Source organism: Candidatus Lariskella endosymbiont of Hedychridium roseum (genome assembly GCF_964020185.1).
Lineage (GTDB): Bacteria > Pseudomonadota > Alphaproteobacteria > Rickettsiales > Midichloriaceae > Lariskella.
In genome coordinates this window covers 930542-943505 of record NZ_OZ026538.1, presented here as the reverse complement: position 1 = coordinate 943505, position 12964 = coordinate 930542, and the positions used below count along the sequence as shown (strand labels likewise).

At 34.7% G+C, this 12964-nt stretch carries 12 protein-coding genes, 2 pseudogenes and 1 riboswitch; of the genes and pseudogenes, 8 read left to right on the top strand and 6 right to left on the bottom strand.

Annotated features, from left to right (window positions below; genetic code table 11):
- The first annotated feature begins 443 nt into the window (after positions 1-443).
- From def to AACK98_RS04795, 4 genes and pseudogenes are all read left to right on the top strand, one after another.
- Positions 444-1013: a peptide deformylase gene (def, locus tag AACK98_RS04805; RefSeq protein ID WP_339040393.1), complete on the top strand. Its 570-nt coding sequence runs from the start codon at positions 444-446 to the stop codon at positions 1011-1013.
- A 233-nt stretch (positions 1014-1246) separates the two neighbouring features.
- Positions 1247-1510, top strand: a complete 264-nt coding sequence (locus AACK98_RS08230) for an IS630 transposase-related protein (RefSeq protein WP_410519970.1) — start codon at positions 1247-1249, stop codon at positions 1508-1510.
- Between the two features lie 203 nt (positions 1511-1713).
- Positions 1714-2043 (top strand): annotated as a pseudogene (locus tag AACK98_RS04800) (transposase); the annotation flags it as partial.
- Between the two features lie 362 nt (positions 2044-2405).
- The gene (locus AACK98_RS04795; RefSeq protein WP_339040391.1) at positions 2406-2702 is read left to right on the top strand and encodes a hypothetical protein; all 297 of its coding nucleotides are present in this window, start codon (positions 2406-2408) and stop codon (positions 2700-2702) included.
- A gap of 312 nt (positions 2703-3014) precedes the next feature.
- On the opposite strand, the pseudogene AACK98_RS04790 reads toward AACK98_RS04795, so the two are convergent.
- Positions 3015-4008: pseudogene (locus AACK98_RS04790) on the bottom strand (IS481 family transposase).
- A 139-nt stretch (positions 4009-4147) separates the two neighbouring features.
- On the opposite strand from AACK98_RS04790, the gene AACK98_RS04785 reads away from it, so the two are divergent.
- The 4 genes from AACK98_RS04785 to AACK98_RS04770 all read left to right on the top strand — a co-directional run bounded on the left by AACK98_RS04785 (position 4148) and on the right by AACK98_RS04770 (position 8250).
- Positions 4148-4564, top strand: coding sequence for a hypothetical protein (locus AACK98_RS04785; protein WP_339040389.1), 417 nt, complete (start codon positions 4148-4150; stop codon positions 4562-4564).
- Between the two features lie 235 nt (positions 4565-4799).
- Positions 4800-5060 carry a hypothetical protein gene (locus AACK98_RS04780; protein WP_339040387.1) on the top strand — a complete coding sequence of 87 codons (261 nt, stop codon included), beginning with the start codon at positions 4800-4802 and terminating at the stop codon, positions 5058-5060.
- Positions 5061-5104: 44 nt separating this feature from the next.
- Positions 5105-5743 (top strand): hypothetical protein, encoded by a 639-nt coding sequence (locus tag AACK98_RS04775; protein ID WP_339040385.1) that lies wholly within the window; start codon positions 5105-5107, stop codon positions 5741-5743.
- A 53-nt stretch (positions 5744-5796) separates the two neighbouring features.
- Positions 5797-8250 carry a hypothetical protein gene (locus AACK98_RS04770; protein ID WP_339040383.1) on the top strand — a complete coding sequence of 818 codons (2454 nt, stop codon included), beginning with the start codon at positions 5797-5799 and terminating at the stop codon, positions 8248-8250.
- 110 nt (positions 8251-8360) lie between these two features.
- On the opposite strand, the gene AACK98_RS04765 is transcribed toward AACK98_RS04770, so the two are convergent.
- The 5 genes from AACK98_RS04765 to AACK98_RS04745 form a co-directional block, all read right to left on the bottom strand.
- Positions 8361-8744 (bottom strand): hypothetical protein, encoded by a 384-nt coding sequence (locus AACK98_RS04765; protein ID WP_339040381.1) that lies wholly within the window; start codon positions 8742-8744, stop codon positions 8361-8363.
- A gap of 1603 nt (positions 8745-10347) precedes the next feature.
- Positions 10348-10812, bottom strand: a complete 465-nt coding sequence (gene bcp, locus AACK98_RS04760; RefSeq protein ID WP_339040379.1) for a thioredoxin-dependent thiol peroxidase — start codon at positions 10810-10812, stop codon at positions 10348-10350.
- Between the two features lie 102 nt (positions 10813-10914).
- Positions 10915-11289: an IS1 family transposase gene (locus AACK98_RS04755; RefSeq protein ID WP_339040222.1), complete on the bottom strand. Its 375-nt coding sequence runs from the start codon at positions 11287-11289 to the stop codon at positions 10915-10917.
- Positions 11211-11624, bottom strand: coding sequence for a hypothetical protein (locus tag AACK98_RS04750; protein WP_339040377.1), 414 nt, complete (start codon positions 11622-11624; stop codon positions 11211-11213). Before AACK98_RS04750 ends, AACK98_RS04755 begins: the two co-directional genes overlap by 79 nt.
- A 171-nt stretch (positions 11625-11795) precedes the next feature.
- Positions 11796-12569 carry an IS982 family transposase gene (locus tag AACK98_RS04745; RefSeq protein ID WP_339040242.1) on the bottom strand — a complete coding sequence of 258 codons (774 nt, stop codon included), beginning with the start codon at positions 12567-12569 and terminating at the stop codon, positions 11796-11798.
- A 291-nt stretch (positions 12570-12860) separates the two neighbouring features.
- Positions 12861-12962, top strand: a riboswitch (TPP riboswitch).
- The last annotated feature ends 2 nt before the right edge of the window (positions 12963-12964 follow it).

Below are 12964 nucleotides of genomic sequence, written 5' to 3'. Positions count from 1 at the left end.
ATAATCAATACATAACGAGCGGTCTTTTTTTAAGGCGCCAATTTTGAAAAGTATGACGAGTATAAAGCTTAAAATCTTAGTTACTAGATAAGACTCTTTAATTCACAGATTCAAGATGCTTCAGCACGTCACTCGATCTTGCTTTCATAATATACTTCTTCGGAAATTCTTGTTCCAGCTGTTAGTTATTTTGTCGCTCCGTGGCTTGTGGGATGCTCCTTGCACTCGCTCCACTGGAACAAGTTCCATAAGAAGTCTAATTAGGTACTGCCTTCATAAGTGCACGCTTTGAGGATCTTAATGGCTAAAGTACCAGTTATTGCAGATCAGGCAAAAAAGGTCTGCTAAAGTGATTTTGCTGGCAGTACCTAATATCTTCAATTTTCTTGACTATAACGTTTTTATGTTGGTGTGATAATTCTTGGGTATATTATTAGTATGTTATGGCACAGTTTATGCGAGATAATATTGTAGATAGAAGTCAAGTATTGATGAATATAATCCTTGAACCAGATCCACGGTTACATTGCAAATCTGAGGATGTAGAAATTGTTGATGATGCCTTACGTAGTTTCATGGATGATATGTTGTTTACCATGAAGGAAAATAATGGTATAGGCCTTGCAGCAGTTCAGGTAGGAGTGCTTAAGAAAGTTATAGTAGTGGATATCACAAGGTCAGATGATTCTGTTCCAGTAGATGGAATGCCAATGTTTTTAGTTAATGCGAAGGTTATCAAATGTTCTAATGATAAGTCATCATTTCATGAGGGTTGTTTGTCATTGCCGGATATATATGCAGATGTCCAAAGACCTTCTGATATAGTAGTGGAGTATCTTGATTATTATGGTGATAAACATGTTCTTGAACTACAGCATGGTTTACTATCAGTTTGCATTCAACATGAAATTGATCATACAAATGGTATAATATTTACAGATCACATATCAAAAATAAAGCGCGATATGCTAGTAAAAAAAATGCTGAAAGCGAGGAAAAAATCTAATGCATAATATTAGTTTTTCTACATCTATAGCAAACTAACTATAAAATATGGTAAATTAAGTTGTAGTTTGCGTATATATATAGATATGTGCTACACCCAAAGGAAAATGGCATCCTCATACAGCGAAGATTTTCGGAAAAAAGTAATAACATATGTATGTTTTGGTTCAATTCTTTAATACGCAAAACTCAGCTCAATTTACTATAGTTATAAAGGAAGGCAAAAGGGAAAGTTGAAAAGATGTCGTATTCATTATATTTTCGTCGTAAGGTTTTGTGCATTAAGCAGAAAGAACGGTTGAGTTATGAGGAATCTGGCAAACGATTTGGAATTGGCAAGCAGACAGTGTATAGATGGACTAAGCGCTTGGATCCGAAATTAGTTCGTTATAAGCCGCCCAGCAAAATTGACATGGAACGTTTGGAGAAGTATGTTGAAATGTATCCTGATCCTATCAGAGAGAATGAGCAGATCGATTTGGCGTTACTTCTGTTGGTATTTTAAAAGCTCTGAGACGTCTTGGTGTTAGTTATAAAAAAACACTAAATCACTCCAGGGCAGATTTAGAAAAAAGATCTGTATTCTGCGAAAAGATTGATAAATTCAAAAGCAAAGGAAAGCAGATTGTCTACATTGATGAGACTCATGGTTATTCTGTAAAAGGGCAGCGTTGTTACTGAAAGCATAATTGTGGTGCGAAAGGTAGAACCAATGCTATAGGTGCATTAGTTGGTAATGCTTTGGTAGCAATTGGTTTGCTTACTGGCTCTGTAAATACAGACGTCTTTACATGCTGGATTAAACAATTATTGCTGCCAAATATACCAGAAAAAAGCGTAATTGTTATGGATAATGCTACCTTCCACAAGGGCAAAGAAATGATAAAAATAATAGAGGATTCAGGGCATACCTTGCTTTACCTCCCTCCATACTCACCTGATTTAAACAATATTGAGAAAAAATGGGCTCAGGCTAAACAGATAAGACGCTCTAAAAATTGCTCAATTGATGAACTGTTCTCTATGATTATTTTATAGTTAGTTGGCTATATAGAGTATGTAATTCACCAGTTCAAATAACAAAAGAGAGTTAAGCTAGAATAGTCTATTTAGTCAAAAATTAGCATAAAGATGCGGCTCTGTGCTAATTTTCGGATATATAATTTTCATAACCAGAATTATGGATTAGGAATATGGTAAGTATTATGAATAGAGAGCTTTTTATCCTTTAACTGCTATACCGCAGGTAAAATGAAGAGTTGATAAGAGAGTAAAAAGTTATAAATAAAGGCGAATGTAATACGGCAGATTAAAAACAGCAGAGCAAGAAGATTTAATATGTCGTCATCGTCAGGAAAGAGACGGTAGGATTAGAAATCGTATCAATGCAGTTCTGATGTATGATGATGGCTATAGTATTGCTGAGATTGCAAAAGGTACTATTGCTAAGTGAGGAAGGAATAAGGAAGCATTTAAAGGACTATCATGTTTACAATAAACTGAGGCCTAAAAATGGTGGTGGCGCAAGTAAGCTAAGTGCTAAGCAGGAGCATGCATTAATTAAGCATGTTTATGCCAGGGATATAGGGTTTTACATAGAGCGAGAGTATGGAATTTCTTATACATTATCCGGTACGCGCGCCAAAAGTCTCAGAGCAAGCATGAAATGGGTTCCTGAGTGTCAAAAAGCGCTTTAAATCCATAAGAAAATGTTATAATAAACGCAAAAACCTTACGGATTTTGTGAAAGCAGTGTTTGCTACACATGAGTAATAATATATTCAAAAATTAGCGCAGGGCTAAGTCCTGTGCTAATTTTTGCACATTGAACTTCTCCACAAAAATTGATTTGCTTGCGCACATGAATTTTTGGCGGAGAGACTAAGTTGTATGCACAGCAGAAGTCTCAGAAGAGATGACTTATAAAGGCTGCGCCTTGCTATAAACTTTTAAAAACGTTGTTGTGACTTGTAGAAGTCAAGATTTGATCTTACAGACAGTTATAAATTTTATATCTGCTTGTCAGTTAAGTTTCGACTGTCAGATATGTAACTGAGATACAAGATTTCATTATTCTTTTCCACAGCTAACTTTTTACTATCCAAAAAAGTTTGCATAGGTGTTTTTCCATAACAATATTTACCAGAATGAGGTCTTTCATTGTTGAAATATTCTAACCAAATATCAAGATCTAATTGCAAGTCATCCAATGATGTATAAATCTTTTTACGCATAGCTGTATCAAAGAATTCTTGTTTTATAGTTTTATTAAAACGTTCACACATACCATTAGTTTGAGGTGAATATGCTTTAGTTGTTGTATGCTCTATACCTTCTATACTGATAAATAACTCAAAAGCATGATGTTCTATATTTCCCTTATATTCTCCTCCGCGATCTGTAAGAATACGAAGCATCGGTATCCCTTGACTCTCATACCATGGTAACACTCGATCATTTAGCATATCAGCAGCAGTAATCGCAGTTTTGTCAGTATACAGTTTAGCATCAGCAAATCTACTGTAGCTATCAATAAATACCTGAGCATAAACCTTTCCTATCCCTTTGAAATTGCCTACATAATATGTGTCTTGGCAACCTAAATAACCTGGATGTTGTGTCTCAATTTCTCCATGTGCTTCTTTTTCATTACGGCGTTTCTCTAGTACTTGCAGCTGTGCTTCGGTCAATATAATACCATCTTGGGCCATCTTAGCTTCTAAGGCTTTCAATCTTTTATTGATATTATTCAAATCATTACGTAACCAAATCGATCTTACTCCTCCAGGAGAAACAAGTATACCACTCTTCTTCAGCTCATTTGATACTCTAAGTTGTCCATATGCTGTACTCTATCGCCATATCAACTACTGCTTTTTCTACTGCAGGATCTACTCTATTAGCGATTATTGGCTTCTTGCGACTTATCTCGTATAGCGCTTCTTCTCCTCCTGTTTCATATAGTTCTTTAAATCTGTAATAGCTATCTCTACTATAACACATTGCCTTACATGCAGATTATATACTACCAAGGCTTTTTGCCAATTCAAGTAAACCTAGTTTCGGTTTGATGATTTTTTGATTTAAGTTCATTGCTTATCTCCATTTAATAACTAATTTAATTTACTAAATGTAAGATAAAATGTCGACTAATACACATAAGGTAGGGATAGATGTATCACCAGAAGATAAAGGCGAGGCATTAACCTATGCTGTAGCCTGTACTGTAGGGAACGATCAGTCAGGATTAGTGTACTGTATCCTAAATAAGGCTGGGAAAGATATATCAAAAGAGGATAAAAGCAAGGCATTAGCCTCTGCTGCTACAAAAGGTTATACAAATTTAGTGCGCTCTATTATAAAGATGGTAGGGGAGCAGATATTATCAGAAGCTCAAAGCAAGGCATTAGTCGATGCTGTAGAAGAAGATAATAAAGAAGTTGCTGGTGCTATTCTAGAAGATGCATCACAAGCAGTGCGGCAGCCTATTACTCGGTCATCTAGTTTTGTTGAGCAAGTGAAAGCTAAGCCTAGTACTACATCTATATCTAAAGTGTAATAACACGGATTCAGTCGGTTTTGTCGCAATAAGCTGCTAAAGGTTATGCAACCTTTACTTCTCATTAAACTTGAGTCTCATAGAGCTTCGGCCAGGATCTTTGTAAAAAGGTGCATGTTTAAATTGAGTATACAAATTAAATTGCAGCGTCATTTTTAAATCTTAGCTAAACTACCACTGTTAATTCAATATACAATAGTTTGACGAATGAAGGAATGGAAGAGAATTAAAAAATATGCAAGCGATACATCAGTCAGTTAATAGGTTAGCGATAGTAAGGTCTGATATTCAAGAACTCATAACTATATTAGCAGAAACACCTGTAGATAGTCAGATCCAGTCTGTTGTGGAGAAAATACTAGAGAAAGCGAAAAAACTTAGTACTTTTACTGTGACCGATCCTAAAGACACAAAAAAGGCTGTGGAGAGTATAGAAAAAAAATTCAAACAATTCTTAGCCAATCGGAAAAAGTTAAAGAACAGCAGAATAATGTAGCGTCTCTAGGCGCTACGTTACAAGTAGATCTCACGCAGCAAGTGTTGAATAAGCTCAGCGCTGCTATAGGTGATATAGATAAGCTTAGAGGAAGGCTAGCTAGAGGTATTGTAAATAAAGAGAATGAGCAGCTACGAAAAAGTATAAAACAGCATGAAGCAGATCCAAAAAGAGCTAAGTTGGTTTCTGGTATTGTAGAGTATATTAATTTTGGATTAATTACTGCTATCAAACAAACTAAACAAGGTACGCTAAGTATAGTAGCCCACATAGTACGTAATCCGGTAACAACTGCTAGAGCTGCAGCATTATATATGGATATGAAAACCGCTTTAGAGAAAGAGTTGGATAAAGATATAAATAAGATAATACAAAGTAATTTTGTACAATGTCTTATTGCAGATCCAAATATTTGGAAAGCATTTTCTCTGGAAAAACAACGTATTTCTACTCTTATAGCACTTAATCATGAAGCTATAGATGCTACAGTGTGTTCGATCATTGATGAACCATCAAAAGTTAATACTGACTCTAAATTAGCAATTATAAAAGCAATTTTTTGTGGGCCTGGCATAGATGCGATAAAAGGTCTGTTTACTGATACTGGTATTACTACCATGGATTTCAATATGAAAGTGTTAGAGCAACTATTATTCAGTATATCAAGTCTAGTTCTGAAATAGCAAAGCGCTTACAAAACTCAGGCATTAATCCAAAATTGCTCCAAGAAGGAGAAGTGTTACATAAAGTAGTAACACTAATATCAAAAGTGTTAAATTGCTCGAGCGAAATAGGAGTAGTGCTAGATATTGCAGAGAAAGTATTAAGCAAAGAACAAGAGATGGATAATCAAGATATAGATAAAATTTTTGGCTTAGTCAGTGCTATGCTTAGTGATTCAGAAGTATGTAATGAATTATCTGGTTTAGTGACCGATCCACATTTTATCAATATGCTCTCTGATATATGTAATACACCTGCTATAAAAACAGCGTTGAGTGGTTTAGGTGTAAAAGCAGACGATATAGCAATACTTATACCAGAAGTATCAAAACTTATGGGATCTTTGCTAGGGCGCGGTATTGAGATAAATAATGCGCTTCCCTGTATACGAAAAATGGTTGGTGGTGAGAAGCTTGATTCACAGGATATAGCACAGATGCTTGGTATGTTGTCTGCTATTGCTCAAGATAAGTCAGCAATCAATACTTTACAGACATTATTAGCTCATCCCAAAGTTGCTTCAATAAATAGTAGTGTATTAGAAAATCCAGATATCAAAGCATCGCTTGAAACTTTTGGCATTTCAACATCTGCAGTTGAAGCATTGCTACCTAATATTACCGCGCTAGCTAACAATTTATTAGATAACAGTACAGAGCTTATAAGTATTGCTGCTTTGTTATTGACGAAACGTGGTAACATAGAAATAGCAGATCTAGCGCAGTTACTTTGCCTCTCCAAGGATGCATTTACTTCGGGTATAGGAGAGCAATTATCAGAAATAGTACGGTCACAACCTCTAAAAGACACAGCCATAAATGTACTAAAGAACCACGCGTTTATAAAAACTCAACTAGAAAGATATGGGATACATGAAGAGATATTAACTATTGCACCTGAAGTGTTGCCACCGACATTAGAATTTGTTGATAATGTAATAAATGTAATTGGCACTACTATATTACCAGAAGTAGTTGAAAGATTACCTGAGGTGCTGCCAATATTAGAAAAAGATAGCGCTTTCCAACATTTAACAAAGACTGAAAAATTGGTATTGTTTGGAGCACATGCAGTGAGTGCTTTAGATAAAGCGAATATTGATGAATTTATTAGGGGTAATAAAGAAGTTCTTGGTACGTTATTAAGCAGTGCGTTAAATGTTGCACTCACTTCTCCTAAAATTGCGCGAGATATGCAAGCTTTATTAGGCAATGAATACAACTTCGCTGTTGTACAGTCTTTAGCTGTTCAGGCTGCACCTATATCATTAGATATATTAAGCTTAGCCTTTAATAAGTATAGTGTAAGCATTGTGAAAGAGAAAATGTTAGGAAATATAGCTGCGCTATTATCAGATGCTACGCCTGATGAGCAAAAGCTTCCAGCCTTCTTTCATATTATAGATGCTTCTATAGAGTTAATATCTCAGCCGCAAGGGCAGAAGCTTTATCATGAAAAAATACAGCCATTATTGCAACAACATCAGCCTTTTTTGGTGCAACTTGTAAATTCTGTGATGAAGCAAAGTAGTTTAGGGCTAACTGTAGATGCGCATAAGCTAGTAAGTACGTTATCACAGCCTGACACTTTGGTAGAGTTGAAAAATGCATATCAGGCATTTCGAGATAGCCATTGGATATCGCTCAGTGGTTCCGTAATGAAATTATTAGCAATAAAAGAAGTAAGAGGGCTTGTGTTAGATGCTATGTCTGAGCTTATTGGCCTCAAGCTGACTGCTTTATTGCCTAATTTTATGCGTAGGTTATATACTGGGCATAGTATGGACGATGCAGTTCACTGTGCACTTGCTGAATTATCACCATGCGAGAGGAGAAATCTTGGCAAAATTTTTGAGGAAGTAAGAAGTCATATAGAAGGTGTGGAAGATAATACAGTGGGTGCATCTATTATTAGGCATGCTCTATCAGATCGTTTTTGTAAGGGATTGAATTTTGCTAAGGTCAATTTTAGTAATACTGATATTGATGGATTTAATTTTCAAGGTGCGATTTTTGGTATGAATGAAGAAGGAGCTAGCCTTTCTTTTGCAGGTGCTAAGATAACTAATACAAATTTAACAAACATAAGATTGCGTGGCTCTGTGATAGATATGCGCAATGCTCAGCTTGATCCGAAATCTTTTATTTCAGTTTTACCATCGCTTATAAAAGCACAAAAGGAGGGTACGCAGGTTAATATAGAAGGTATGAATTTAACATCTATAGATATGGATGAGAAGGACTTAAAGAGGATACAAGCCTCACCATTTACAGCAATACTTCAAGCAACAGAAGCAGCGCTTACAGTAAAGGAGTCATCAAAAAGCAAACAACAAGAAATGCAGAAAGTATCTTTACCTAAAGCAGTAGCAGATATTTTAGCTGGAGGAGCGAAAATAAGAGAAAGCTTTACAGATTTAGTGGAAAAAAGAGGAGCGGTTTCGGTGAGTCAATATAAAGGTAGCTAACCGCCTGCGTCATAACTCAACATCTGACAGTCTAGACTTATCGGACTCCATTGACTTAATACTATACTGTACTTAGTACATCCTATTTTCGCGCAAACAGCAGTGCAACTTCAAGACCCAAAGATCTCATCAAAGATATCGCCAATAACACATAGCGGAAGTTCAGCAACGCTTAAAGCCATTTTTCCAACACCTCTAGCGACTTTTCCAACACTCTTAACTGTGCCTACCACAACTTCCTCCGCTAATTCACCAACTGCTAAGCCAACCTCTCCAACGCCCCTAGCAACATCTGCTGCCAATTCACCAGCCATTTTCGCGGTTTCTAGATCTGCATCCACATGAACCTTCATCTCGGCGGCATCTATACGTTTGCCATTAGTCTCAACATGACTGTGCTGATCAACACAATGATTATTCGCCTGCGTGCATTGATCGTCATAACCTTGCAAACCATAAATATCATTATCTTGAAGCGTATATGATTCGTACAACATATTTATTACCCTTTTATAATTGAGATTATATATTTGCTCTACAACTTACTGCGTTTTTATTCCTTAATGGTAGCTATAAACGCATTAACAATTGATTATATTGTATTTTTCTTTTAATTTACGTGATTTATCAAAATTTCATTGTAAATGCGGCTATATATATGATTTTTTCCAACACTTTTTATTTCGTCGCCACTAGTAATTTGCACAAATTTAAAAGCCTTATGTAGTCTATCAGTCAAAAGTAAAAATTTTTTAAATTGAGACAGAATATTGACCTGTAAAAAGATCTTTTTTTGCAGCTCAAGGCTTCAACATTAGCAAGTAAACCTTGTGAATTTTCTTCGCACATAAGGTTTCAAGGAGCACATTTTTACAGAGGTAATTTTTAAAAATCCATAAGGGTTTTTGCAATTTTGGTATTTTTTCTGCGGAATTTCTATGTTGTACAGTTGCTTACAACCAATATAAATTACTTATTTCAAGAATTATGATGCAACGACTAAATCATTTCACACAGGTCGTTATAAGGAAATTGCATTGATAAATACTAATATGTAAATAGGCAGTTGCAACATCCTCAAGAGTACGGGTCTATCTAAAGTAGAATAATTTTATCTATTAGCTACATAAAAAAACAGAATACCAAAGCTTCATAACCTTTATCAATTTATTGCGACAAAACCCTGTTTGCGCCCCTTTAAGTAATGCTTTCGATTGATTATAAAATATTTAGGATTATTTATCCACTGTTTTAATATAAATTGTCAAGGAGTATTAGTTTTAAGTCGTTTTGCAAAATTATAAGCTATTAGATAAGCATTCAAAGCGTATTTGAAGCTGGTCATGGGTAAAATAAGCACTGCCGGCAAAGCCACTTGCATAGACTCCTTTTGCCTGATTTTCAAGTATTACTTCGTGCATTCCTTTGTAAATATATAACATTTGATTCAGAAATTAACTGTCATTCTCAAAAATCATGCCATTAAAATCTTCATGCATTGATGAAGACAGTGTCTAGAGTAATTCTATATCTTAAATGCAATGCACAAATTACTTATGTCGAACTTTGGTTAACTTAACAAATTATGAGATAATACTAACATTCCTAAGGAGTATGTGTACCACAATATAACTATTGAGTTACACAGCTTTTGATCGAGAGAGATTTATTTGCGGAAGAAGGGTTGCAACATTAGACCTCTTGCATAACCTGTTCCAAACTGTGATTTGATTGTCACTAAAACATAAAAACACTCACGTGGATCATTGTTTGGTGACGTTTTGCAAAAATCTACTCTATAAGAATTTCTACCTCAGAATGAGGTTATGCAAGAGGTCTATTGTCATGATTTATGTACTGAACAAAATATCTAAGTCACTCAATTATGTTTTGTTGACTGTTTCTGCTAAATACAACGTTGTTATTATCTATAACGCCATAAATAAATATATTCTATCTTATTCATCTATTGGCAGCTTTGCCAAAACATTTGATATAGAGCTAAAAACAAAAAGAGATGGACTATTTAAGTGATTAATTGAAACTCAAGAAAATACATCCAAAAAAAATTCAATTCCTCCTGAGTTTTTCAGTACGTTATACTAACGATTTAACAGATTGTAATACTGTATGGGCATGACCTAAAGGATTTACTTTATACCATGCTTTGACTATATTTTGATTTTTTCCAATTAAGAAAGTGCTTCGCTGTATTCCATAATATTTTTTGCCAAACATATTTTTTATGTGCCATACTCCGTACTTTTTACAAACTTCACCTTCTGGATCGGATAATAAAGGAAATGCTAAGCATTGTGCAGCGATGAATTTCTTGTGGCTGGCAATGTTATCCCTTGAAATCCCTAATACTACACAATCAAATTTCCGAAACTCATCAAGATGTTTATTAAAATCGTTAGCTTCTATTGTGCATCCTGGTGTTGCATCTTTTGGATAAAAATATAATACAATATTTTTACCTGTAAAATCACTAAGCGAAACTTCTTTGTAATCAGTTGATTCCAATTTAAAATCAGGAGCAATATCATTTTCTTTTAGCATTATCATTATTTTTGAAAATTTGTTTTATGATTGAACTATAAGCTATATTATAATGTTTAATTTTAGCTTACCATAGAAAACTTATTTATAGAATTGGCATTGCTAACTAAAGATAGATATCAGCAAGTCTTTATTAAAAAGCATTAGGATAGAGTTATAGATCATATCTATGGCCTTACTGTAACGTTTGGTTTTACGATGAAACCTGGCTAAATAGTGCCGTATTAATGAGTTGAATGATTCCACTAAAGACGTTTCTGCCTTAGTAGAATAGTGTTTTTTAGCAATCCTAAATTTTTCATAAACGTCGTAATGGTCACTGCATGATATCTCTATCTCGTAGCTACTTTGTAATCGCATGGCAATCGGAAGATAGGATGCAAAATCCCTGACAATGCTCACTTCAAAATCAACAACTTTATTTCTGTCCCTATCAACAGCAAGCCAAATGTAGACTTTGTTAGTTTTTTTTGGCAATAACTAAAAAGCTCATCCAGCTCAATAATTGAGATTTGCTTGGCATCCTCAGGTATCGTAACATCATTCAGCCTTTGTTTTAGAAGCTTTGAGAATTTTCTAATCCACTTTATTATAAGTGGACTCGAGACCTTTTCTAATCTCTCGATTGATCTAATTCCAACTCCCCCCAGATACATACTAACAACCTTCATCTTTTTATTAAGGCTGTACTTTACTCTCATATCTCCAGACTTATAGCTCTTTTTACACTCTAGGCACTTATACCTCTGACGACCTTTAATATAGCCATTCTTTGTGCTTTCTATGCTGCCACAATACTTACAACTTAACATATATAATGCTTCCAATATAACTTACTATCAAGGCAGTATACATACATATACGCGAATTTAAAAGCAAAATCTATTCTTGGTTAGCAATGCCATAGAATTCACTTATGTTAAATGCAATTAAAACACTCTATGTATAAATCAAAGCTGTTAAGTCATGAATTCTACATAACCTCAGTTCGATATAAGAGCTAAGTTTATTATTTTATTTTTCCATGAGACTGCTGGTTTATTTGGTTTTAAAGTATAAGCAGTTATTCCAGCAAATAAGTTAGCTAAGAAATTAGTTGTTGATCTATGCCTTGTGTGCTGTATATGACAGATATTCTTCAGTTGTCCTATAGCTGTTTCAATAAAGTTACGCTTGTTTAAAAAGGATTTTTGAGCTTCAGAATATAGCTTTTCTTTCATGTTTTTCTTAAGTCTAGTAATTAGCTCTAAACCTTGAGCACGTAGCTTTTTAGCTATGTTCTTGCATATATATCCACGATCTCCAAACAGCCATCCTTTCAAGTTGCGTGCAAGATTCTCTACAACTGCTCTATCATCTTTATTACCAGGTGTTATTGATATATTAATAATTTCACCACAATCATTCATGATAATATGCAATTTAAATCCAAAGAACCAACCAGTTGATGTTTTCCCACGTTTTGCTATATCTTTGAAAACTTTGTGTCTTCTTATGCGCATATTATGACAAACCTCAAGCTTTGTTGAATCAATATAGTATTTACCAGTCTTACTTCCAGATAAAGAGCGTAGCATAACCATCTGTGGCACAACAGCATGCTTCATAAGCTCAACAAATCTATTGTAACTCACTAATCTTGGAAATTCCGACGCATAGTGTATGCTTAGACAGTCTTTATAAAAATCTTTAAATGTTCGATAATGACTAAGTTGGAACATCACAAGTATTGTAATGATCTCTGATAAGCTCAGCATGTATTGCCTATGTCTTAATCTTCTCTCACTGCATAAACCTCGATTCTGCAATTGCTCTTCAAATAGCTTGCAAAAGTCATCTATATAACAGTATAGCTCTAATAAGGGAACCATGGTATATCCTCAAAATGTAGTGGTTTTGGAGGAATTCTAATGGTTCCATTCTTATGCCGCTAATCTTATTTCTCTATTCCTTACGTCGAACTGGGGTTACATATGACAAGATTATGATTTAAGAGTCATACGATATAATCTTGTGGACAAAACAACATAAATTATTAATGATGTGTAGCATAACACTAGGGGTGCTTACTTAGCTGAGAATGTTTTATCATAACCCTTTGAACCTGATATTTGTTAGTACAAACGGAGGAAATGTGTTTTATATAGAAAAT

Bases quoted from the DNA above. Each gene is read 5' to 3' on its own strand.
- bcp (WP_339040379.1), bottom strand. From the start codon at position 10,812: ATGCTAAAAGAAAATGATATTGCTCCTGATTTTAAATTGGAATCAACT.
- def (WP_339040393.1), top strand. From the start codon at position 444: ATGGCACAGTTTATGCGAGATAATATTGTAGATAGAAGTCAAGTATTG.
- AACK98_RS04745 (WP_339040242.1), bottom strand. From the start codon at position 12,569: ATGCTGAGCTTATCAGAGATCATTACAATACTTGTGATGTTCCAACTT.
- AACK98_RS04780 (WP_339040387.1), top strand. From the start codon at position 4,800: ATGCAAGCGATACATCAGTCAGTTAATAGGTTAGCGATAGTAAGGTCT.
- AACK98_RS04785 (WP_339040389.1), top strand. From the start codon at position 4,148: ATGTCGACTAATACACATAAGGTAGGGATAGATGTATCACCAGAAGAT.
- AACK98_RS08230 (WP_410519970.1), top strand. From the start codon at position 1,247: ATGTCGTATTCATTATATTTTCGTCGTAAGGTTTTGTGCATTAAGCAG.
- AACK98_RS04795 (WP_339040391.1), top strand. From the start codon at position 2,406: ATGATGATGGCTATAGTATTGCTGAGATTGCAAAAGGTACTATTGCTA.
- AACK98_RS04750 (WP_339040377.1), bottom strand. From the start codon at position 11,624: ATGTTAAGTTGTAAGTATTGTGGCAGCATAGAAAGCACAAAGAATGGC.